At 70.7% G+C, this 21,693-nt stretch carries 20 protein-coding genes; 8 read left to right on the top strand and 12 right to left on the bottom strand.

The window, feature by feature from the left end:
* Nucleotides 1–25: 25 nt before the first annotated feature.
* The 6 genes from ABWV20_RS09775 (at nt 26) to ABWV20_RS09750 (ending at nt 3,978) form a co-directional block, all read left to right on the top strand.
* Entirely contained in the window at nt 26–595 is a 570-nt protein-coding gene (locus ABWV20_RS09775; protein WP_353354909.1) for a hemerythrin domain-containing protein, read from the top strand.
* Between the two features lie 106 nt (nt 596–701).
* On the top strand, nt 702–2,381 hold the full coding sequence (locus ABWV20_RS09770) for an ABC1 kinase family protein (protein ID WP_353354907.1): 1,680 nt from the start codon (nt 702–704) through the stop codon (nt 2,379–2,381).
* 34 nt (nt 2,382–2,415) lie between these two features.
* A complete protein-coding gene (locus ABWV20_RS09765) occupies nt 2,416–3,273 on the top strand; it encodes a bifunctional methylenetetrahydrofolate dehydrogenase/methenyltetrahydrofolate cyclohydrolase (protein WP_353354906.1) in 858 nt (285 codons plus the stop codon).
* Nucleotides 3,257–3,538: a DUF3017 domain-containing protein gene (locus ABWV20_RS09760; RefSeq protein WP_353354905.1), complete on the top strand. Its 282-nt coding sequence runs from the start codon at nt 3,257–3,259 to the stop codon at nt 3,536–3,538. The genes ABWV20_RS09765 and ABWV20_RS09760 overlap by 17 nt, the downstream gene beginning before the upstream one ends.
* Before the next feature lie 154 nt (nt 3,539–3,692).
* The gene (locus ABWV20_RS09755; protein WP_353354904.1) at nt 3,693–3,863 is read left to right on the top strand and encodes a hypothetical protein; all 171 of its coding nucleotides are present in this window, start codon (nt 3,693–3,695) and stop codon (nt 3,861–3,863) included.
* Nucleotides 3,805–3,978, top strand: coding sequence for a hypothetical protein (locus ABWV20_RS09750; protein ID WP_353354902.1), 174 nt, complete (start codon nt 3,805–3,807; stop codon nt 3,976–3,978). The genes ABWV20_RS09755 and ABWV20_RS09750 overlap by 59 nt, the downstream gene beginning before the upstream one ends.
* 89 nt (nt 3,979–4,067) lie before the next feature.
* Here ABWV20_RS09750 and ABWV20_RS09745 read toward each other — a convergent pair whose 3' ends face one another.
* The 6 genes from ABWV20_RS09745 to ABWV20_RS09720 all read right to left on the bottom strand — a co-directional run bounded on the left by ABWV20_RS09745 (nt 4,068) and on the right by ABWV20_RS09720 (nt 10,450).
* The gene (locus ABWV20_RS09745; protein WP_353354900.1) at nt 4,068–5,048 is read right to left on the bottom strand and encodes a malate dehydrogenase; all 981 of its coding nucleotides are present in this window, start codon (nt 5,046–5,048) and stop codon (nt 4,068–4,070) included.
* A gap of 131 nt (nt 5,049–5,179) precedes the next feature.
* On the bottom strand, nt 5,180–5,695 hold the full coding sequence (locus ABWV20_RS09740) for an ester cyclase (RefSeq protein ID WP_353354898.1): 516 nt from the start codon (nt 5,693–5,695) through the stop codon (nt 5,180–5,182).
* 153 nt (nt 5,696–5,848) lie between these two features.
* Nucleotides 5,849–7,294, bottom strand: a complete 1,446-nt coding sequence (locus ABWV20_RS09735; protein ID WP_353354897.1) for a GntP family transporter — start codon at nt 7,292–7,294, stop codon at nt 5,849–5,851.
* 2 nt (nt 7,295–7,296) lie between these two features.
* Nucleotides 7,297–8,190, bottom strand: coding sequence for an NAD(P)-dependent oxidoreductase (locus ABWV20_RS09730; protein ID WP_353354896.1), 894 nt, complete (start codon nt 8,188–8,190; stop codon nt 7,297–7,299).
* A gap of 49 nt (nt 8,191–8,239) precedes the next feature.
* On the bottom strand, nt 8,240–9,688 hold the full coding sequence (locus ABWV20_RS09725; RefSeq protein ID WP_353354895.1) for a four-carbon acid sugar kinase family protein: 1,449 nt from the start codon (nt 9,686–9,688) through the stop codon (nt 8,240–8,242).
* Between the two features lie 78 nt (nt 9,689–9,766).
* The gene (locus tag ABWV20_RS09720) at nt 9,767–10,450 is read right to left on the bottom strand and encodes a FadR/GntR family transcriptional regulator (protein ID WP_353354893.1); all 684 of its coding nucleotides are present in this window, start codon (nt 10,448–10,450) and stop codon (nt 9,767–9,769) included.
* 136 nt (nt 10,451–10,586) lie between these two features.
* Here ABWV20_RS09720 and ABWV20_RS09715 point away from each other — a divergent pair, with 136 nt between their 5' ends.
* Nucleotides 10,587–11,435, top strand: a complete 849-nt coding sequence (locus ABWV20_RS09715) for a class II fructose-bisphosphate aldolase (protein ID WP_353354892.1) — start codon at nt 10,587–10,589, stop codon at nt 11,433–11,435.
* A gap of 54 nt (nt 11,436–11,489) precedes the next feature.
* On the opposite strand, the gene ABWV20_RS09710 is transcribed toward ABWV20_RS09715, so the two are convergent.
* The 6 genes from ABWV20_RS09710 to ABWV20_RS09685 form a co-directional block, all read right to left on the bottom strand.
* The gene (locus tag ABWV20_RS09710; protein ID WP_353354890.1) at nt 11,490–12,272 is read right to left on the bottom strand and encodes a hypothetical protein; all 783 of its coding nucleotides are present in this window, start codon (nt 12,270–12,272) and stop codon (nt 11,490–11,492) included.
* 95 nt (nt 12,273–12,367) lie between these two features.
* Entirely contained in the window at nt 12,368–16,048 is a 3,681-nt protein-coding gene (locus ABWV20_RS09705) for a hypothetical protein (RefSeq protein WP_353354888.1), read from the bottom strand.
* A 35-nt stretch (nt 16,049–16,083) separates the two neighbouring features.
* Nucleotides 16,084–16,638, bottom strand: a complete 555-nt coding sequence (locus tag ABWV20_RS09700) for a hypothetical protein (RefSeq protein ID WP_353354886.1) — start codon at nt 16,636–16,638, stop codon at nt 16,084–16,086.
* A gap of 313 nt (nt 16,639–16,951) precedes the next feature.
* Nucleotides 16,952–17,599, bottom strand: a complete 648-nt coding sequence (locus ABWV20_RS09695; RefSeq protein WP_353354884.1) for a SatD family protein — start codon at nt 17,597–17,599, stop codon at nt 16,952–16,954.
* A gap of 50 nt (nt 17,600–17,649) precedes the next feature.
* Complete coding sequence (gene aqpZ, locus ABWV20_RS09690) at nt 17,650–18,465, bottom strand: aquaporin Z (RefSeq protein WP_353354883.1); 816 nt, start codon at nt 18,463–18,465, stop codon at nt 17,650–17,652.
* 167 nt (nt 18,466–18,632) lie between these two features.
* Nucleotides 18,633–19,727 carry an SGNH/GDSL hydrolase family protein gene (locus ABWV20_RS09685; protein WP_353354882.1) on the bottom strand — a complete coding sequence of 365 codons (1,095 nt, stop codon included), beginning with the start codon at nt 19,725–19,727 and terminating at the stop codon, nt 18,633–18,635.
* A gap of 118 nt (nt 19,728–19,845) precedes the next feature.
* On the opposite strand from ABWV20_RS09685, the gene ABWV20_RS09680 reads away from it, so the two are divergent.
* Nucleotides 19,846–21,687: a glycosyltransferase family protein gene (locus ABWV20_RS09680; RefSeq protein WP_353354880.1), complete on the top strand. Its 1,842-nt coding sequence runs from the start codon at nt 19,846–19,848 to the stop codon at nt 21,685–21,687.
* Nucleotides 21,688–21,693: the final 6 nt, after the last annotated feature.

Here is a 21,693-nt window from a genome sequence, read left to right as displayed (position 1 = left end):
CCGTGATTCCGAAGGTGATTCCCCCATGGAGGCCCGCGTCGCCACCCTGCACGAGATCCGCGCCACGCTCCACGCCGAGCACGAGCATCTCTGGCACCTGCTGGCCATGGTGCGCCACGCCAGTGCCGACGACCGGCACCCTGCCCTCGGGTCCCTGCTGCGCTACGTGGCGGTGCACGAGGCGGCCGAGGAGGTCGCGATGCACAACTCCTGGGTCGTCGACTCGACGCGGGAACGGCTCGACGAGGAGCGCGAGATCGCCGACATCATCGAGCGGCTCGTCCGGGCGCATGAGGCGCAGCCGGTGGCTGACCTCGAACGTCCCCTGGTGGCGACCTCCGACGACGAGTTCCTGGTGACGCTCGACCAGCTCGAGCGCACGCTGCGCGACCACGCCGAGGCCGAGGAGAACGAGGAGCTGCCGATCCTCGCTGCCGAGCTCAGCCCGGACCGCCTGGGCGACATCCTGCGACTCCTGCTGATGGTCCGCGAGATGGCGGGCGATCCTGCCTCCCCGATCTCCGGGGACACCTTCACCGCCATGCGGCTGGCCGCCCAGCGAGAGTTCAAGGCGGCGCAGGGCCAGCTGCGCTGACCGAGTCACCAGCCCGACCCGGCGCGACCCGGCGCAACTCTGCGCAACTCTGCGCGACCCGGCGCGTGGTCGGGGGCTGGAGGGGTCGGGGGAGTACGGTCCCACCATGGATGCCGGTCACCGGAAACGCTATGCCGACCTCGTCCGTCTCATCGTCCGGCACGGGCGCCGGGACCTGCTGTCCGGTGTCCAGCCCGACGAGTTCCTGACCGAGGAGGGCGAGGCCCTCGACCTCGGGGCGCAGGAGGACGGGGCGGGGCCGGAGCGACTCGCGGCGGACCTGGAGCGGATGGGGCCGACGTTCATCAAGCTGGGCCAGCTGCTCTCGACGCGAGTCGACCTGCTTCCGCCTGCGTACACCGACGCCCTGGCCAGGCTGCAGGACGACGTCGAGCCGTTTCCCGCCGAGCACGTCAGGGAGATCGTCGAGAAGGAGCTGGGCGCGCCGATCCGCAGCCTGTTCAGCGAGTTCGACGACGTGCCCCTGGCGGCCGCCTCGCTGGCCCAGGTCCACCGCGCCACGACGAGGAACGGGCGCGACGTCGTCGTCAAGGTCCAGCGCCCGGACGTCCGTGAGACGGTCCGCGGCGACATGGAGGTCCTCGGCTCCATCGCGGGCAAGCTCGACCGCCACACCGAGGTCGGTCGACGTTACGGGATCGACAACATCCTGTCGCACTTCCGTCGGTCCCTCGCCGGCGAGCTCGACTACCGCCAGGAGGCGCAGCACCTCATCCGGTTCGGCGAGCTGACCGCCGAGTACCCGCACCTCGTCGTGCCCCAGCCGGTGACCGAGCTCTCGACGTCGCGAGTCCTGACGATGGACTTCGTCTCCGGCCGGCCGGTCACCACGGTGGGCCCGTTCGGTCTGCTCGACGTCGACGCGCGACCCCTGGTCGAGGAGCTCTTCTCGGCCTACCTGCGGATGATCCTCGTCGACGGGACGCTCCACGCCGACCCCCATCCGGGCAACGTACTGCTCACCGAGGACGGGCAGCTCGCCCTCATCGACTTCGGCATGGTGGCGACGGTGCCCCGCCGGGTCCGGGACCAGATCGTCAAGCTGCTCCTCACGCTCAGCGAGGGCGACGGCGAGGAGGCGGCTCTCGTCCTCGCCGAGATGGGGCACCCGCTGGCGGGCTACGACGCCGCACGGTTCCGCGACGACGTCTCCCACCTGGTGTCAACCGCCGTCACCATGGGCAGCGAGGTGGACTCCGGCTCCGTGCTCGTGGAGCTCAGCCGGCTATCGGGCCAGCACGGGCTGCGGCCGCCGGCGGAGATGGCCATGATCGGCAAGACGCTGCTCAACCTCGACCAGGTGACCCAGCACCTCGACCCCGCGTTCGTGCCGTCCGAGGCCATCCGGGACAACATCGAGGAGCTGCTGCGCGGTGGCCTGTCCGTCTCGCTCTCGGGAGCCATCTCGTCGGCGATCGAGGCGAAGAACTTCGCTGCCCAGCTGCCGAGACGGGCCAACCGGATCATGGACGCACTCTCCGACGGTGAGCTGGCCTTCCGGGTCAAGACGATCGACGAGGTGCGCCTCGTGTCCGTCCTGCAGCACCTGACCAACCGGTTGACCATGGGGATCGTCCTCGCCGCGATCATCGTCGGCGCGGCGTTGATGATGCAGGTGCCGACGACGAGCCGGATCCTCGGCTACCCCGCCATCGCGATGGTCTTCTTCATCGTCGCGGCCGTCGCGGGCTCCGTCCTCGTCGGCTCGATCCTCATCACCGACCGCCGGGAGGCGCGGGCCGCCCGGCGTGCCAGGGAGCAGTGAACGGGCGGCTGACGGGCGTGGCAGGATGGCGATCGTGACGGCACAGATCCTCGACGGCAGGGCCACCCTGACATCCATCAAGACCGAGCTGAAGGAGCGTGTCGCCGCCCTTCGCGAGCGCGGGATCGTGCCGGGCCTCGGGACCGTCCTCGTCGGCGACGACCCGGGCAGCCACTGGTACGTCAACGCCAAGCACCGCGACTGCGCCGAGATCGGCATCACCAGCCTCCGTCGGGACCTGCCCGCGACCGCGACCCAGGCCGAGGTGGAGGCCGTCATCGACGAGCTCAACGCCGACCCGACGTGCACCGGGTTCCTCGTCCAGCAGCCGACCGGCCTCGACGAGATGGCGCTGCTCTCCCGGGTGCTCCCGGAGAAGGACGTCGACGGACTGCACCCGACCAACCTCGGCTGGCTCGTCCTCGGCCGCCGGGCCCCGCTGCCCTGCACGCCGATGGGCTGCATCGAGCTGCTGCGCCGGTTCGACGTGCCGATCGCGGGGGCCAAGGTGGTCGTCGTCGGCCGGGGGCTGACGGTGGGTCGCCCGCTCGGGCTGATCCTCACCCGCAAGTCCGAGAACGCCACGGTCACGCTCTGCCACACCGGGACCAAGGACCTGGCCGCCGAGGTGCGCCAGGCCGACATCGTCATCGCCGCCGCCGGCGTGCCCGGCATCATCACGGCCGACATGGTCAAGCCCGGCGCCGCCGTGCTCGACGTCGGCGTCAGCCGGGTCGACGGCAAGATCGCCGGCGACGTCGCCCCCGACGTGGCCGAGGTGGCCGGCTGGGTCAGCCCGAACCCAGGCGGGGTCGGCCCGATGACCCGCGCCCTGCTGTTGACCAACATCGTGCAGGCGGCCGAGGCACAAGCCAGTGCAGTGGCGAGGTAGCGGTTTCGTCGTTCTCGGCTGGTGGTACGTCGTCGCCGTCGTCGGGGCCGTCGGCGTGCTGATGATGGCCTTCGGTGACGTGCGCTGGGGCGGCCGGATCATGGCCGGAGGGCTCGTCTTCGGCGCGCTCGTCCGGCTGGTCGCCCGGCCGGACCGCAAGGCGGGCGGCCTCAATGTGCGCTCCCGAGCGGTCGATGTGCTGCTCCTCCTCGGCCTGGCCATCGGGATCCTCGTCGCCTCTGCGACAGTGAAGCTCGACGTCTGACCCCCTCGTCGAGGGTGCCTTTGCTGCCGGCTGCGCCCCGCTGCCGGATGCCGCTCGGCTGAGTCCCTGTCGAGTGTGTGCAGTTCGGGTCGAGTGCCGGGAGCGGACGCTCGACGGGTGAGGGGCTCCACCCCGACCTTTGCCCGTTTGCCGGGTGTCAGGTTGGTGCCGGCGCTACCGTGTCAGCTTCTACGGCGACCGCAAGACCAAGCTCGGCATCGCGCTCGACCTCGTCGACCAGGACGGCATGCCCTACGCCTTCGCCGGTGAGCGGCTGCAGCTCCGCAACGGGCTACCGCTTCGTCTACGACCGGGTCTTCTATGACCTCTCGCTGACGATCACCAGTGCAGCAGGGACCTGGAGCGGCACCTTCGAAGCCGGCCACGAGACGGTCCGGTCGCGGGTCACCATCCCGCCGCGGTCACTGCGTCGAGCCTGAGTCGAGCCGCACGCGGGCCCGAACGGCGTCGAGTGTGCAGCTCGTGTCGACACGAGCTGCACACTCGATGAAGGGTGCTGGCGCGAGCCTCAGATGAGGCCGAGCTCCTTGACCTGGTCGCGCTCGCTCTCGAGGCGGGCCACCGACGCGGCGATCCGCTCGCGCGAGAAGTCGTTGAGCTCGATGCCCTGGACGATCTCGTAGGTGCCGTTCTTCACGACGCACGGGAACGACGAGACGATGCCCTCGGTCACGCCATAGGAGCCGTCGGACGGGACCGACATCGACACCCAGTCGTCCGTGCCCTTCACCCAGTCGCGCATGTGGTCGATCGTCGCGTTGGCCGCGGACGCCGCCGACGAGAGGCCACGGGCGGCGATGATCGCGCCGCCGCGCTTGGCGACGGTCGGGATGTACTCGTCGGTGATCCAGGTCTGGTCGACGAGGTCGGCCGCGACCTTGCCGCCGACCTTGGCGTTGTAGAGGTCGGGGTACATCGAGTCGTCGTGGTTGCCCCAGATCGCGAGGTTGGTGATCTCGGTGACGCTGACGCCGAGCTTCTTGGCGAGCTGGGTCTTGGCGCGGTTGTGGTCCAGTCGCGTCAGGGCGTTGAAGCGCTCACGCGGGATGTCGGGGGCGTTGGACATCGCGATGAGGGCGTTGGTGTTGGCCGGGTTGCCGGTGACGAGGACCTTGATGTCGTCAGCGGCGTTGTCGTTGAGGGCCTTGCCCTGGCCCGTGAAGATCTTGCCGTTCGCGGCGAGCAGGTCGGCGCGGTCCATGCCTTCCTTGCGAGGCATGGCCCCGACGAGCATGGCGAGGTTGGCGCCGTTGAAGATGGCGTTGGGGTCGTCGCCGATCTCGACACCGGCGAGGGTCGGGAAGGCGCAGTCGTCGAGCTCCATGACCACGCCCTCGAGGGCCTTGAGCGCGGGAGTGATCTCCAGGAGGCGCAGCTCGACCGGCGTGTCCGGCCCGAGGAGGGCGCCGCTCGCGATGCGGAAGAGGAGGCTGTAGCCGATCTGGCCGGCAGCGCCGGTGACGGCGACCTTGACGGGGGTTGTGCTCACGGGAGGCCCTTCACATCAGTGTGGCTGTGGACGCATTCGAAACTACCAGCCGGGCACCGGCGCCCCGCACGCCCGGGCAGGCCTCGTGACGTGGGTCACGGTCGCGTCCCGCAGGATGGTGTCTCGCCGGTTCACCGCGGCTGCGACGTCCTGCGCCGGCGAAGCCAGGCCCTGGCGTCCGTCTCGGCGTTCATGGCGGCCGTCATCGCCCGGTCGGCCACAGACCCCTCCCTCGGCAGGATGCCCACGGCCCGCGCGAACCCGAGCCCGTCGTAGTAGAGGGTGTTGTGCTTGAGCAGGCCCTGCTCGAACCGCATGACGTCGCAGCCGCGCAGCTCGATCCGGCGTCCGGTGGCGTGGATGCCCTGGAACGGCGTCCCGGTGAACGTGCCCGTCGCCTGCCACTGGACGACGGCGTGGTCCCCGTCACCGACGGCGATCACGACGCGGATGGCGAAGTCGGGGAACGCAGCGAACAGATCCTCGAAGAAGGCCCGCACCTCGCCGATGCCCCGCCTCACACCGACGGCGACGAAGTCGACGACGACGTCCGGGTGGTCCGCCCGGTCGAAGATCGTGAGGTCGTGCGCGCGCAGCGCGTCGAAGATCGCCTGGGCGGCGTCGACGGGGGAGGTGGCAGCGTCCACGTCCCAAGCATCCCCCCGTGCGGGCGGAGCGGGGCTCCTTTTGCCGTATGCCGCTGGGCCCGCTCCTCGTCGAGTGTGCAGTTCGCGCCGGGCCCGGACACGGAGAAGGACCGCCCGGGCGGGCGGTCCTTCTCGCGTCAGGGTGGCCGTTCGTCAGACGAGGGCGAACGCCGCCCAGGTCAGGAGGAACCCGCTCACGCCGCAGATCGTGGTGAGCACGGTCCACGTCCTGAGACCGTCGGCGACGGAGAGGCCGAGGTACTTCGTGACGATCCAGAAGCCGGAGTCGTTGATGTGCGACAGCCCGAGGCCGCCGAAGCCGATCGCCAGGGTGATCAGCGCGATCTGCAGCGGCGAGTAGCCGCCTGCGGCGATGGCGTCTGCGAGCAGACCGCCCGTCGTGAGGATGGCGACGGTCGCCGAGCCCTGGGCGGCCCGCAGCGCCTGCGAGATGAGGAAGCCCGCGACGATGACGGGGAGTCCCACGGCCGTCAGGCTGTTCGTCAGGGCGTCACCGATGCCGGACTCGACGAGGACGTTGGCGAACACGCCGCCGGCGCCGGTGACGAAGATGATGACGGCGACGATGGGCAGGGCGGAGTCCGCGACGAGGCTGCGCTTCGTCTTCGTCCATCCGGTGCGGTGCCCGATGACGAGGTAGGCGACGAGCACGCCGACCAGCAGCGCGGTCGTCGGAGCGCCGATGAAGGAGGCGATCGGCGTGACGGAGCTCTCCTTGCCGAGGACCGTGCTCAGCGTGGACCCGAGCATCATGAGGACGATCGGGAGCAGGATGAGGCCGATGATGGTGCCCGTGCCGGGCGTGCGGGTGGTGGTCACGGTGCGGGTTGCCGTTGCCGTGGCGACGCCGCCGGCGGGCGTGCCTCCCATGGGTCCATCGTTCGCGGGCCGCGGACCTGCGGTCAGGGGCTCGTCGGCGTCGTGCGCTTCGATCGCCTCGGTCGCCGGGGAGTCGCCGAGGACGATCTTGCGGACGTCGAACAGCTTGGCGGCGAAGTAGCCGATGACGGAGACGATGGCGCCGATGAGAAGCGAGAGGACGGTGAGCAGACCCACGTCAGCGCCGGTGAGGGCCGCCGCGGCGACCGGGCCGGGATGCGGCGGCACGGTGACGTGGAGGGTGAGCAGCACTGCGCCGACGGGCAGGCCGACCTTGAGCGGGTTGAGCTTGGCGATCTTGGCGAAGGCGAACACGATCGGCGCCAGGATGATGAAAGCGACGTCGAAGAAGACCGGGATGCCGAGGATGAAGGCGGCCGCGGTGAGGGCGACGATGACACGCTTCGGGCCGAGGACCTGGGTGAACTTGCGGGCCAGGTGGTCCGCCCCTCCGGAGACCTCGATGAGCCGGCCGAGCATCGAGCCGAGACCGACGACGATCGCGACGGACCCGAGGACCTTGCCCATCCCGGCCACCATGGTCGGGACGACGTCCTCGATCGGGATGCCGGCGACGAGCGCCGTGCCCATGGAGACGAGCAGGAGCGAGACGAAGGCGGGCAGCTCGAAGCGGATGACGAGCACGAGCAACAGGACGACTGCGACGAGCGCAGTGATGAAGAGACCAGCGGTTCCCATGGTCAGTGCTCCTTGGGGGTGAGGACGGTGATGACCGACGAGTCGTCGGAGGCCGCCAGCCCGTGGGCCTGGCCGATGAGGTAGAGCTGCTCGGCCGCGGCTGCGACCGGGGTTGCGAGGCCGACGCCCTGGGCGGCGCGGCTGACGATGCCCATGTCCTTGACGAAGATGTCGAGGCGGCTGCGCACCTCGGCACCGTCCTCGTCGTGGGCCTGGAGCATCCGGGGACCCCGGTCACCGAGCATGAACGAGGCTGCCGCACCGGCACCCAGGGTGCGCAGCACCTGTGCCTGGTCGAGGCCGAGGGACCCAGCCAGGGCGAGGGCCTCCGCACCTGCTGCGATGTGGACGCCACAGAGGAGCTGGTTGACCGTCTTCATGGCCTGGCCGTCACCGGGGCGCGGACCCATCCGCTCCAGCGTCGAGGCGAGGTGCTCGAGGATCGGCTGGGCCGCGGAGAAGGCGCCGTCCGTCGCGCCCACGACGATCAGCAGGTCGCCGGTTCCCGCGCGGGCCGGTCCACCGGAGATGGGGGCGTCGACGAGGTGGAAGCCGTCGGCCTCGAGCCGGTCGGCGACGTCGCGGACGGCCTCGATGCCGACCGTCGAGGTGAGGATGACGACGGCACCGGGTGAGAGCACGGCCCCGACGCCGTCGTCCCCGTAGAGCGCCTCGTCGAGCTGGGCTCGGTTGCGCACGGCGAGCAGGATGGCGTCGGCTCCGTTCGCGGCCTCGCGGGCAGAGGTCACCGGCACCACTGACTGCTCGGCGGCGAGCGCCGTGCGCTCTGGGTTGATGTCGTAGCCGCGGACGGTGAACTGCTCGGCGAGACGGCTCGCCATGGGCAGTCCCATCGCGCCCAGTCCGAGGACTGCGACGGTGGGTTGAGGTGGCATGGGTGTTCCTCCTTGAACGTTGGTGGTGGTGCCGGATGGGTTGGGGTGATCAGTGGGTGAGCTTGTCCACGACGTCGGCGAGGCTGGCGTCGCTGCCGACGTTGCCGGCGAAGACGATGTAGGGGATGCCGCGGGCAGGGCCGTCGATCGGCTCCCACAGGGAGACGATCCCGGGCAGCATCGGGCCGCGGACCATCGCGCGGGAGATCTCCAGGCCGCGACTGGCCACGTCGGATGAGGTGATGCCGCCCTTGGCGACGACGAACCGCGGTGGGGCTGCCGAGAGCACGCGGTGGACGACCTCGACGACGGCGTCCGAGACCCGGCGGGCGATGTTGAGGGACGAGCCGGCGTCGGCCCCGGTGACGAGGGTCCGGGAGGTCCGCACGACGACGTTGCCCTCGGAGAGGGCGTGCACCGCCTGCGCCACGACCGCATCGAGGTGGGCGTCCCGTGCGGCGCCGAGGACCTGCTGCACGTCGATCGTGACGTCCGTGGGCGACTGCCGGGTCTGGAGCTCGGCGAGCTGCCGCGTGGTCAGGGCGACATGGGAGCCGACGACGACGAGGCCGTACGGGGAGGTCTCGCCCTTGCCGCCCGCACGGATCGCAGCGACGTCGGCGGAGGTGAGGGGGGCGAGCACGTCCTGGCCGATGAGCGCGCGGACGAACGGCGGTCCCACCCGGTAGACGAAGCGCCGTCCCGCGGCCTCGGCCCGGAGCAGGCCGAGGGCCAGCAGTCGCAGGTCGGACTCCTCCACGATGTCGACGACGACGGGCTGGCCGCCGGTCAGGGGGAGGAGCGCGGCGGCGATGGCGTCCGGCCCGGACCGCAGGACATCGAGGGTGATCGCCGTGACGTCCCCGGCCGGAATGCGGCCGTCGGTCTTCTCCTCGACCCACTCGCGCAGGTCGGACGACGCGTAGCCGAAGGTCGGGTCCTTGGCGAACTCGGTCTCGCTCGCGGGCACGTAGCCCTCGGAGTCGGATCCGGCGTAGTGGATGGACCGGACGGTGATCCGCCCTGCGTCACCGAAGGCCGGCACGATCACCACGGCGTCGACGGCGGTCCCTGCCCCGAGGGTCTGGGTGAGCACGTCGGGCTCGAGCGGGTAGTGCCCCCGCAGCGTGGAGTCGGAGCGGGACACGAAGTCGACCTCGACGCCGACGCGCTCGGCTGCGAGCAGCGCGTTGCCGGCGGCCTCGATGTTGCGCTGGGCCGCGTCAGCGGGGTCGAGGCTTCGAGTGTTGGTCATGACGTAGACAGCAGGCGCGCCGGTCTCGAGTGCCCACGTCAGGTCGTCCTCGCTCCAGCTGGTGAGGACGGGCAGGTTGCCGACGGACTGGGTGCCGGTCGGGTCGTCGTCCAGCACGACGAGGCGGCGCGGCCTCGTCGCCGCCCGGGCTGCGCGGACGTCGGCCGCGGACACGGGCACAGGGTCGGGGAGTCCGGCCAGGAGGTGCTCCCTGGTCTGCCTGCTGAGGACGACGTCGGACACGGTGGGCTCCATTCCTCAGACCTCAGAGGTCTGTTCGGCTGCGATGAGAAGTGTGAATCGTGCTGGGCTGTGGGCCGGTCAGGCTGACTCGGGTCCGGCTGCGCTGAGGTAACGACGGGCGTCGTCGCGCGTCTGGACGAGATGGGAGCGCATCGCCGACCCGGCCGCCTCGGCCGACCCCGTCTCGAGTGCCTCGATGATGCTGCTGTGCTCGACGATGGCGTGCTCGCGGATCTGCGCCACCGAGGAGGTGCGGGTGCGCGCATCTCGCAGCGCGCGCGAGATGGGCAGGAACGTCGCGGGCACGAAGGGGTTGCCGCAGCCGTCGAGGATCCGGTCGTGGAAGGCGAGGTCGGCCCGGACGAAGGCGTCGACGTCGGTGCGGGCATGGGCCGTCCGCATCTGCTCGACGTCCTGGTGCAGCGCGGACAGCTCCGCCTCGGTGAGGCGAGTGGCGAAGAGCTCTGCCGCCCCGACCTCGATCATGGCGCGGACCTCGACGAGCTGCGCGATGACGTTGGAGGCGTCGCCGCGTTGCAGGCGGACCACGGCATCGAGCGAGGTCCAGCGGGCGACGGGGTTGACGTAGGTCCCGCGACCCTGGACGGCGCGCAGGACGTGCTGTGACGACAGCACGCGGACGGCCTCGCGGACGGTGAGGCGAGAGGCGCCCGACTGCTCGGCGAGCAGGCTCTCCGGTGGCAGCGTGGAGCCCTCGGGGAACTCCCCGGAGATGATCCGGTCGAGGAGACGGTCAGTCACCGTGTCGACCAAGCTTTGCCGCGGCACCATTGCCTCCACTCATCAGACCTCTGAGGACTGCTACGGTAGCAACGAACGGCCCCCCTGGCAAGCCGTCCGTCGAGACCCTCGCCACCAGCCCTACCTCAGGAGACCCATGCGCACTCGCCTCGACACCATCGTCCGATCCGCCCAGCGATCGGGCCGGGCTGCCGGCGCCTTCACCTGCTACGACTTGGCGACCGCCGCGGCCGTGGTCGATGGCGCCGGCGTCAGGGGTGACGGGGTGGTCCTGCTCGTCTCCCCGTCGACCGCCGCCACTCCCTACGGTCAGACCCTGGTGCGCGCCCTGCGGACGGTGGCCGACCACGCCCCGGTGCCGGTCTCCGTCCAGCTCGACCACGCCAGTGACCTCGACCTGATCCGCCAGACCGTCGAGGCGGGCGCCGACGCCGTGCTCGTCGACGGCTCGAAGGGGGGCTACGAGGCCAACATCGCACTTCTCCAGGAGGCACGCCAGCTGCTCGCGGGCCACGACGTCGTCCTCGAGGCGGAGCTCGGCCGGATCGAGGGCGACGAGGACGTCGCAGCCCAGATCGCCGCCGGCTCGGCGGGCCTCACCGATCCCGCCGAGGCCAGGGACTTCGTCGCACGGACCGGCGTCGACCTGCTCGCCGTGTCCATCGGCAACGTCCACGGCAGCTATCTGGGGGAGCCGGTCATCGACCACGAACGGCTCGACGCCATCGCCTCCGCCGTGACCGTCCCCCTCGTGCTGCACGGCGCCTCGGGCCTGCCTGCCCACACCGTGCGTCGATGCATCGCCTCAGGAGTCGGCAAGATCAATGTCAACACCGAGCTGCGCACGGCGGTCCTCGAGCGCCTCGCCGCAACCGTGCCCGCCGCGCTGGTCAAGGGCGCCAACCTCGAGTCGGTCATGCGGTCCTGGACGGACGAGGCCCGCGACCAGGTCAGCAGAATCCTCGCCAGCTTCGCCGCCGAGTAGCGACCACCGCTGCCGTCGGCACGAGCTGCGCACTCGACGAGAAGGTGTGGCTGGTCAGCGGGCGAGGGCGAGGGAGCCGAGCGCCACCAGCCAGCTGACGAAGCTGCCGACCAGGAAGTACTCGGTCACGTCGTCGATCCCGACCCGGCTGCTCGGTGGTGCGGGCGAGGTCCGGGCGGCGGCCTGGATCTCCGGGAAGCGCAGCAGCCCCTTGGCCGCGATGACGATGCTCGCCGCGCCGTACTCGCCGGCGAGGCCGAGCCCGAGGATGACGAGGCGCTCCATCGGCCCGAGCAGGCGGCCGCCCTTGAGCCGGTCGGCGGGCTGCGGGTCGGCCGAGGCGGACTGCGCGGCCACGACCTGGTCCGAGCGCAGCGCCCCGATGGCGAGGAGCACGAGGCGCACGATGACGTTGCCGGTGGCCAGGTTGAACGATGCGAGCCCGGTGAGGAGCAGGACTCGCGAGGCCGAGACGTCCGTCGCCCAGGGCAGGTCGGCCCAGCGGAGCCAGCCGGCCAGGGGCCCGTCCGGGACCGAGGCGAACCCGGAGAACCCCAGCAGCGCCACCACGAGCGCGGCGAACAGCCCGAGCGGCAGCCACGCGCGCCGGCCGTCCGCCTGGGTGCGGCGGGACGTCGCGACCCAGCCCATGAGCCCACCCGCGGTCACGAGGAGGGCCACCAGGTCCGCTGCGCCGTGGACTCCGGTGACGACCGCGAGGAGGGCGAGCGTGAGGACACCGGCGAGCGGGGCCGAGCCCAGCGGCATACGGCCATTTCTCGCGCGGACGAGATCGGCCACGCCGAACGCGACGAGCGCGAGCGATACCCAGGTCATGTCGGGAATCCTGCCGCAGACCGCGGACAGTGCCCGGCAGCGACGTGCCCGGGGCTGATGGCCCCGGGCACGCTCGCTGGGCGATCAGGCGGTCGCTACTTGCCCTTGCCCGTCCCTCCCTTGACGACGATGGTCACGGCGTTGGTGTTGTTGGCCGGGACCGGATCGGCCGTGGAGCTCGACACGGTGGCCGTGTTGAGGATCGTCCGGACGCTGCCCTGGGCCTGGACCTCGATGACGAACGAGACCGACTTGCCGGCAGGCACGTTCGGCGCCGTGCACGTCACGGAGTGCGTGGACGTCGCGTAGGTGCACTGCGGCGAGACGTACTGCACGACGACCTTCTTCGGGTCGAGCGGCAGGGTGTCGACGACGGTGACGTTCTTCGCGTCAGAGGGGCCGCCGTCCCCGCAGTTCGGCGTGACGGTCGACTGTGCGTCGGTCTCGCAGCCCTCGTCGTTGTGGACGGTGAGGGTGTAGACGATGACCGGGCTCGGGTTGCCGGACCGGCTGACGCCGGTCTTGTCCAGCCAGAGCTCGGCGCTGGTGGCGACGGTCGTCTGCGTCGTGGCCGAGTTGTTGCTCGGATCCGGGTCGGCGGTCGACGACGTCACCGCCACCGTGTTGGACAGCACCGTCCCCGCGGGCACCGAGGCGTCGACCAGCACCGTGAGCAGGACCGTGACGACCTGCTGCGGCTGGAGCGTCCCGAGGGCACAGACGACGGTCCCGGGTTGGGCGAGGGAGCAGACGGTGTTGCCGTTCTGGTCCTGCCCGCTGACGAACGTCGTCCCCGCCGGCAGCGCGTCGGTGATCGTCACGTCGGCCGCTGTCGACGGCCCGTGGTTGGTGACCTGGATGGTGTAGGTCAGCTCGTTGCCCGCGAAGACCGGGTCGGGTGAGTCGGACTTGGTGACGCTCACGTCGGCAGAGGCCTCGACGACGGTCTTGACGCTGATCCGGTTGTTCGAGTTGTCCGGGTCGCTGGTGTCGCTCGCCACCACGGCCTGGTTGAACAGGATCGTGCCGTCGGGCACGTCCGGGGCGACGAGGGCCACCACGGTGATCGTCCTCGTCGCTCCCGCGGCCAGGTTGCCGAGGCCGCAGCGCAGGTCCCGGTCACCGGGGTTGCCGTTGGTGCACGAGCCCCCGGCGGTCTGCGCCGAGACGAAGGACAGTCCGGTGGGCAGCGTGTCGGTGACGACGACGCCCACCGCGGTGGATGGTCCGGCATTGTGGACGGTGATCCCATACGTCAGCTGGGTCCCGGCCACGACCGTGGCCGCCGCCGTCTTGTCGATCGACAGGTCGGCCGACCCGAGGAAGCTCACGCGTCCCCTGGCCTGGTTGTTCGTCGTCACCGGGTCCGGCGTGGCGGCCGAGACGGTGGCGACGTCGTTGATCTGGGCGACGTCGGCGGCCTCGACGGAGACGCGGACCGTGGTGCGGCCGGTCACCGGCTCGGTGCCGAGGTCACAGGTGATCGTCACGTCGTTCGTCGGGCCTGCGGTGGTGGGTGCGCAGCTGCCGCTCGCCGCAGGCGTGACCGTGACCGCGGTGACGCTGAACGGCGTCGCCGAGGTGAGCACGTCCGTGAGGGTGACGTCTCGGGCGTCCGACGGACCGAGGTTGTCGACGTGGATGTCGCAGTAGCCGGTCTCGCCCGCGGCGGCGGGCTCGTCAGGCTTGCACACCTTGATCACGGCGAGGTCCGCACGGTCCTCGACGATCGTCCCGAGGGTGAAGGTATTGTTCCGCGTGTCCGTGTCGTTGTCGCCGGACACCGAGACGGTGTTGTAGATCGTGACGGCATCGGCACTCCCGAGCAGCCCCGGATCGACTCTCACCTTGATGGTGAAGGTCTTCGAGGCCCCGGCGGCCACGTCGCCGACGACGCAGGTCAGCGTCCCCACCGGGCCCTCGGCGCACGGCACGGTCGCCGTCTCGTAGGTGACGCCCGCCGGCAGGACGTCGGTGACCACCGCGTTGTAGACGGTGTCCGGACCGGCGTTGCTGACCACGACGTCGTAGTAGAGCTGGGACCCGGCGATCGCAGGGTCGGGCCGCGACGTCTTGGTCACGGTGAGGTCGCCACCGCTGAGGGCCGGCGCCTCGAGCCGGTCGTAGTAGACGTCGAGGTCGAGCCGGCCGGCGGGGAAGCCGGTCGTCGTCACGGAGCGCCGCCCGTCGCCCCACAGGTAGTGGAAGCTCGCGGCGTCGCTGGCGACGGCGAGGTACTCGCCGAAGTAGCACTGGGCCGTCCCCGGGTTGTAGTGCGGGAAGAGCGGTGGGATGCCGGCCGTGACGTCGCTGACGCGCGCGTTGGCTCCGTAGGTCACGCCGCCGTCGGTCGAGTAGGCGGTGTAGACGTCGGTGTTCGTGTTGCCGGGGTTGTCGTTGCGCTTGTCGTACCAGGCTGCCGAGACGACACCGGTCGGCGACACGGCGACATAGGGGTTGAACTCGTCGAGGTTGTTGGCCGCGACGCCCATCTGCTGCACGTTGCCCCAGGTCAGCCCGCCGTCGGTCGACCGGGCGACGAGCACGTCGGAGCGGTCGGTCGCGTTGGCGGGGTTCTCCATCCACGCGGCGTAGATGTTTCCGTCGTTCGGCCCGCCCGTCGTGTCGACCGCGAGCCAGGCACCGTGGAGCATCCGGATGTTGCCGTTGAGGATCGGGCGGGTGTTGTTGGTGCCGCAGTTGTTGGCAGCGGTCACGTCGCCGGGTTGCGGGGCGTTGGCGTCGATGTCGACGATGGCGCCGAAGCTGAGCCCACCGTCGAGCGAGCGGAGGAACTCGATCTGTCCGGCCGACCGGTTGGCGTAGGCGACGTAGATCTCGCCGCCGGAGCCGACCTGGATGCTGCACCCGAAGGCGGCGGATCCCTGTGGCACGAGGACCTGCTCGCCGATGAAGGTGGCGCCGTTGTCGTTGGACCGGCTGAACCGCAGCTCGCTCGTCCCGGTCGCGGTGTTACCTGGGGTGGTCTGGAAGAACCGCGTCCAGCACACGTAGACGTCGCCGTCGTTGGCGCCGCCGGTGTTGTCGACGGCAACCCAGGGCTTGTCGTTCAGGGTGGTGCCGGCGAGTCCGGACGAGACGGGAGAGGCGTCGACCGCGGCGGCGAAGGTCTGGCAGCCGTCGGTGGAGCGCGCGATGCCGATGGCGGGGTTGCCGCCGATGGTCGCGATCTCGCCGTAGTAGAAGTCACCGGTCGTCGAGTGGGCGACGATGACGGGGTCGCCCCGGCCGCCGATGCCGTCGAGGTCGGTCCACGTCTGGCCGCTGTTCGCCGACGACGCGAGACCGGAGAGGCCGCCGGCGGTGAAGTCGTTGTAGCCCGCGCAGACGATGTTGCCGTCGACGGCCAGGGCGGTCTCGCTCTGCGTCGTGACGTCGGTGGTCAGGTTGTCGTCGGCCGGGTCGTTCACCATGACGTCGGCCCCGAAGATCGGGTCGCCGGGCGCGTTGGGCCCGTCGAAGGTGGTCGCGGTGTCGGCGGGTGGACGCTTCGGGGTGTCCTTCGCCTTGGCCGGGGCGGGGACGAGTCCGGCCATCTCGAGCAGGAGCCTCTCACCAGCGCCGGAGGGAGACTCGCCGGGTGGGAACTGGCCGAGGATCTCGGCCACGGGGTCCGGCGTGCGGTTGGTCGCGAGGGCAACCGTCCGGTCGGCGGCAGCCTGGGCTCCCATCGGTCCGGAGACCAGCAGGCCGCCCACCAGGGCGGGTACGGCGGTGAATCCGATCAGTTTGCGTGCGAGCGTGTTTCGTCGCATCGCATCCCCCTTTCACGATCGTCAGCTGACGATGGTCACAGCGGTGGACAACGCATTTTCGTGAGCAGGTCCGCGACCTCGCGAAGGCGTTGCTGCGCCTTCTCGGGGGTCATCGTGACCGTGACGGCGATCTCGGCGCGGCGGCCGGGGCTCTGTGCATAGGCGAGCTGTCGCTGGGGTGTCCCGGGCAGCACGCGGACGTCGCAGGTGCCGTATCGCTCTGGCGTGGAGGTGCGTTGGCTGCGCCCGGCCAGCCATTGGTCGAGAGTGAGGTCGTCATCCCGGGTGATGACGCAGAGTTGCACGGCGGCGCGGTTCAGCTCGGGGGAGCCCGCGTCCGAGGGCACGGGCCGGTCGACCGTCTCGGCCGAGACGCAGCGCGCGTCCTGCTGGAACGCCGTGCCGATGACTGCCCGGTCCTGCCCGCTCCAGCCGGGCGGGACGGGCAGCGTGTAGCCGTCGAGGAGGGTCGCTCCGGCGGTTGCGGTGGTGGCCGGGGGGGTGCCTGGCGCGGCGGTGCCGGTCGGGGTGGTGCCGGTCGCGGGGGAGCCGGACCCGGGGCCGACGGGCGCAGGCGCGCCGCAAGCCACGAGCAGAACGCTCGCGATGAGCGCCTTACCCCCCTCGAGACGGCGCGTGCGCCGTGATGTGGCGTGCTCCATGAGTGACCCCCGGGTCCACGTGTGAGCATCCCACCGGAGGGCGTGGGGTGTGATGGGTTTCACAGGATTGGCTGGCCCGAGTTCGCGGTGCCGCCCGGGATGTGCCGAATGTCCACGCGTCGTATGCCGCTGAGCTGGCTCCCAGCCGCAGGCTCGGTCCCGCCTCGGTGGGCTGGGTCGGGGCTGACGGGGGGCTGACGGGGGGCTGACGGGGTCTGACGGGGTCTGACGGGGCGGTGGGTCAGGGCAGCGCGCCGAGCTTCCGAATCGTCTCCATCGCCACTCCGATGCCGTCGCTTCGCACCCGCTGGGACACCGCGGACGGCGTGATGCCCTCCTGCTCGGCGATGCTCTGTTGGGTCTGGCCCTCGAGCCGGCCCGCCAAGATCGTCCACGAGACCGGCGACAACGACCCGAGGATGTGGTCGAGCGCGAGCAGCGCGGCGTTGACCGCGGACACGTGTGAGGGAGGGTCCTCGGGGGAGTGGAAGACGGTGCGGCTCGTGCGCAGCGCCGCACGCTCGGCCAGGGCGGCGGCCTCCTCGATCGCGTCCCGCGCCTCCCAGTAGGCGGGCCCGTCGTGGATCCCGCGCTCCCGGTCGAGCACCTGGATCGCCCCGCGCCCGAGGCCGAAGCGGACGTCGTGCGGGCGCAGCTGCGCGCGCACGTGGAACGCCGCGGTCAGCGCGTCGCCGAGGGTGGCGTAGACCCCCTGGAACTCGTCGCCGAGTGTGATGACGGCCGGGTCCAGCACCGGCTGCTCGGCGTTCACCCTTGCGAGCGCGGTGCCGATGTGGTCGTGCAGGGCCTGGCGGTCTCCCGACCGCCTCGACTCGACGATGTCCCCGATGAGGGCAACACGTGAAGTGCCATGCTGAAGTTCAGCCATATGAAGACTATAGCTTTATTTGGTCCAAATGAAGCCACTAGCGACCCGGATCACCGGTCGAGGACCGGCCGCCCCGCCTCGTCACGCGCCGCGTTGGCAGGGTCGAAGGTCGAGCCGTCGACGTCCATGTGGCGCCGGTCGTCGCCGGTGATCCACGCATAGGTCGCCCCGGCGATGAGCGCACCGACGATGGGCGCGACCCAGAACGCCCAGAGCTGGCCGGGTGCGGCGCCGCCGTTGAAGAACGCCACGGCCGTCGACCGCGCCGGGTTGATCGACCCGTTGCTCACCGGGATCGCGACGAAGTACGCCAGCGTGAAGGCGAAGCCGATGGCCAGCGGCGCGAACCCCCGTGGGGCGTCGTCCTTGGTCGCGCCGAGGATGACGTAGACGAAGAAGGCGGTCATCAGGGCCTCGACGACGAGCACCGCCCCGAGGGAGAACCCGTCGGGCGACGCCGTCCCGTAGCCGTTGGCGGCGAGGTTGCCGGCCGACGGCAGGCCGCGGCTCGAGACGAGGCCGGCCAGGGCGGCCCCGGCCAGCAGCCCGCCGACGACCTGCGCCGCGGCGTAGGGCAGGACGTCGCGCCAGTCGAAGCGCTTGGCCACCGCGAGCCCGATCGTGACAGCGGGGTTGAAGTGCCCGCCGGAGACGTGGCCGACGGCGTAGATCATGGTGGCGACGACGAGGCCGAAGGCGAGGGCGACACCGAGGCGCCCCACTCCGACCTGGACGGGGGTGCTGTCGGACAGCGCCTGGGTGATCACCTTGGAGTTGAAGATCGCGGTCCCGCAGGCGACGAAGACGAGCCAGAACGTGCCGAGCGCCTCCGCCCCCAGTCGGGAGGTCATCCTTGGCTGGTACATCGGGTCTCCTTCGTCGAGGCCGGGTCCTTGGCAGCGTAGTAGACGAGCGTGCCCGTGGACGTGAGCGAGCAGGACGAGGCCGTATGCCGCGGGGCTCGCTCCCGCTCCAAGAGCGTCCACCGCTCCGGCGGAGGGCGCCGGCCGCTCGCTCGCTGGAGTGCGCCCGGTCAGCGCGCGCCGGCGCTGAGCCCCGCTTCGGCGATGGTCGTCGTGGTGGGGTCCGGGTCTCGCGTCATCCGCGTCGCCGTGAAGGTCGCCGGTGACGTCTCCTGGGGCGGGTCGGTCACGGTCGCGTCGGGGGGCGGCGGATTCGTGGAGACGGCGGTGGGGGAGGAGGTCGGGCTGCTCGGGGGCGCGCCGCCCTGCGGGAGGGAGATGGCGCCGGGCACGGCAACGCCGGGGGTCTCGACGCCCAGCGTGGGCTCGGACGACGCCGTGCCGGAGGGAGCCTCGACGAGCTTGCCGCCGAGCGCCGTGAAGACGGTCTCTCCCCAGAGTCGACCGCCGAGGGAGTTGACGCTGGGCGGGTCGACGATGGAGACGAAGGAGTTGGGGTCGCCCGCCCTGAGGAAGGCGCCGGCGACATCGATCTCGGTGAGCTTGTTGACCTCGGCCCACTCTGCGGTGGCTTCGCGGACGGGAGCGAGCTGGTCGTCGGTGTTCTGCGCCTGGAGGACGACGGCGACGGGTGTCTTGGGCCACTTGGCCTTGATCGCGGCGAGGGTCGTGTCGAGGCGCGCCGCGATGGCGGAGGCCTTGTCGTCCCGCCCGTAGTTCAGCAGGATCGCGTCGGGCTCCTCGGGCACGAGGAAGTCGAGGCGCTCGGCGGCGTAGCTCGCGTTCGCGCCGAGCCGGCTGCCGTTCCACATGACTGCCGTGGGGCCGGACTCCCCGTAGGTCCGCTCCTTGGCGTAGCGCGTCGGGTCGGTGGGGTCGAGGTTGCGCAGGCTGACCTCTCGCGACTGCCCGAGCAGCTCAGCGAGGACGGAGACCCATTCACCGTCCTCGTCGCCGGTGCCGTCGCCGAGAACGGCCAGGACGACGTCCTTGTCGCTGGTGAGCACCTGCGAGATGTCTGTCGGCGCGGCGGACCCTGCGGTGCCGGAGGTGGTTGACGTGGAGGCGCTGCTCGGTGCGGCGCTCTTCTCGGGCGGGGCCTCGGACCGCCCCCCGACGAAGAACACCACGGCGACCACGATGGCCACGTTGACGAGAAGGGCGATGAGCCCCAGCGACACGTCGGTCGCCCGGGATCTTCGCATGGCGACATTGTGCCCCAGCCGCCGGGCGGGTCGGCACGGCTGTGCGCCCGACTGGTCCGATTGGGTACATTGGGGCCCGCTCTGCGGGTGCGCCCGCTTGTCCGCGTCAGGGGTGCACATGTCGACTGTCCGAGAGGTTCTTGCGGACCCGCGCACCGCTGCCTGGCACCTGCGGAGGGGCGGAGTCTCCCAGGTGCGCACGTGGGCCCGCCGGCGCGCGATCTTCGGCCGGCCGCTCCATCTCGACGGGCAGCAGGCCCTCGGTGCGCCTGACTTCCCCGCGTGGCCGCTGCCCGAGCGGGCTCCGCGCCGCCCGGAGCTGCGGGTCGGGGTGATCCTCGACGACTTCAGCAGGCTGGCGTTTCGCTACGAGTGGGACCAGGTCGAGCTGACCGCCGCCGGGTGGCGCACCGAGGTGGCCGCGCCGCGCCGCATCGACCTGCTCTTCGTCGAGTCGGCCTGGCACGGCAACCAGGACTCGTGGCAGTACGCGCTCACCGGTCCGACCGCTCCCCGCCCTGCCCTGGTGGAGCTGCTCGAGTGGTGCCGGGCCGAGGGGGTGCCGACGGTCTTCTGGAACAAGGAGGACCCGGTCCACTACGAGGACTTCCTCGACACGGCTCGCCTCTTCGACCACGTGTGGACGACGGACTCGGAGCGCGTTGGGGACTACCACCGTGATCTCGGGCACGACCGGGTCGGCGTGCTGCCCTTCGCCGCGCAACCGTCGATCCACAACCCGGTGCGCCCGACCCGCGGGCACCAGGCGCGTGACATCGCCTTCGCGGGGATGTACTTCGCCCACAAGTACCCGGAGCGCCGGGCGCAGATGGATCTTCTCCTCGGGGCGGCTGAGCGGGTGTCATCCCGTATGCCGCTGGGCTTGGAGATCTTCTCCCGTTTCCTCGGGCACGACGACCGTTACCAGTTCCCCGGCACGCTCGCGGACCGGGTCGTCGGCTCGCTCTCGTACGAGCAGACGCTGTCGGCATACCGCGGTTACAAGGTCTTCCTCAACGTGAACTCAGTGGTCGACTCACCCAGCATGTGCGCCCGCCGGATCTTCGAGATCACCGCGTGCGGGACGCCGGTGGTCTCGACGCCGAGCGCCGCGATCGGGAAGTTCTTCCCCGGCGACGAAGTCATCCAGGTTTCGGAGCCACAGGAGGCCGAATGGACCCTCCGCGCGCTCTACAACAGCCCGGAGCTGCGTGACCGGATGGTGCACAGCGCCCAGCGGCGGATCTGGGCCGAGCACACCTACACGCGGCGGGTGGACGACGTCCTCGGCGGCGCGGGGCTCGAGGCGCACCGGGTCAAGCGCCCGACCGTGAGCGCGCTGGTCTCGACGAACCGCCCGCACCAGCTCGACCACGTGTTGGCCACCCTCGCAGCGCAGCAGGATGTGGAGCTGGAGGTCGCGGTGCTGACGCACGGCTTCGAGGGGGCGTCCACGGTGCGCGACAAGGCGCGGGCTCTCGGCATCGAGAACCTCGTGACGCTGGAGGCCCCGGCCGACGTCCCGCTCGGCGCCTGCCTGAACCGGCTCGTCGCAGCAGCCTCGGGTGACCTGGTCGCAAAGATCGACGATGACGACCTCTACGGACCGCACTACCTCCGCGACCAGCTCAACGCGTTGGACTACTCCGGTGCGGATGTGGTCGGCAAGCAGGCCCACCACATGTATCTGGGCCTGCATGACTTGACAGTCCTACGGTTTCCTCACCGCGAAAACTGCTTCACCGACTTTGTGATGGGTCCTACTATGGTCACGACCCGTGAACTCGCCCGCGGATACCCGTTCGGCGAAGTTGGTCGCGGTGAGGATACCGGTTTCCTCCGTGACCTAATCTCTGGGGGGCTCGCCATCTATTCCTGCGACAGGTTCAACTTCGTTCAAGTCAGGGGTGCGGTGGGCGCTCATACCGGCTCTTCAACTTTGAGCGTGGTGGGGCCCTGAAGCGGG

Origin of the sequence: Intrasporangium sp. DVR, assembly GCF_040365325.1 — a bacterium.
Classification (GTDB): domain Bacteria; phylum Actinomycetota; class Actinomycetes; order Actinomycetales; family Dermatophilaceae; genus Intrasporangium.
Note: the sequence above shows the minus strand (reverse complement) of the source record. Positions and strands in the feature narration are given on the sequence as shown.

Excerpts from the sequence above, each read along its gene's own strand:
- ABWV20_RS09775 (WP_353354909.1), top strand. The coding sequence starts at position 26 with ATGGAGGCCCGCGTCGCCACCCTGCACGAGATCCGCGCCACGCTCCAC.
- ABWV20_RS09770 (WP_353354907.1), top strand. The coding sequence starts at position 702 with ATGGATGCCGGTCACCGGAAACGCTATGCCGACCTCGTCCGTCTCATC.
- ABWV20_RS09735 (WP_353354897.1), bottom strand. The coding sequence starts at position 7,294 with ATGGGAACCGCTGGTCTCTTCATCACTGCGCTCGTCGCAGTCGTCCTG.
- ABWV20_RS09730 (WP_353354896.1), bottom strand. The coding sequence starts at position 8,190 with ATGCCACCTCAACCCACCGTCGCAGTCCTCGGACTGGGCGCGATGGGA.
- ABWV20_RS09715 (WP_353354892.1), top strand. The coding sequence starts at position 10,587 with ATGCGCACTCGCCTCGACACCATCGTCCGATCCGCCCAGCGATCGGGC.
- ABWV20_RS09710 (WP_353354890.1), bottom strand. The coding sequence starts at position 12,272 with ATGACCTGGGTATCGCTCGCGCTCGTCGCGTTCGGCGTGGCCGATCTC.
- ABWV20_RS09705 (WP_353354888.1), bottom strand. The coding sequence starts at position 16,048 with ATGCGACGAAACACGCTCGCACGCAAACTGATCGGATTCACCGCCGTA.
- ABWV20_RS09695 (WP_353354884.1), bottom strand. The coding sequence starts at position 17,599 with ATGGCTGAACTTCAGCATGGCACTTCACGTGTTGCCCTCATCGGGGAC.
- aqpZ (WP_353354883.1), bottom strand. The coding sequence starts at position 18,465 with ATGTACCAGCCAAGGATGACCTCCCGACTGGGGGCGGAGGCGCTCGGC.
- ABWV20_RS09685 (WP_353354882.1), bottom strand. The coding sequence starts at position 19,727 with ATGCGAAGATCCCGGGCGACCGACGTGTCGCTGGGGCTCATCGCCCTT.
- ABWV20_RS09680 (WP_353354880.1), top strand. The coding sequence starts at position 19,846 with ATGTCGACTGTCCGAGAGGTTCTTGCGGACCCGCGCACCGCTGCCTGG.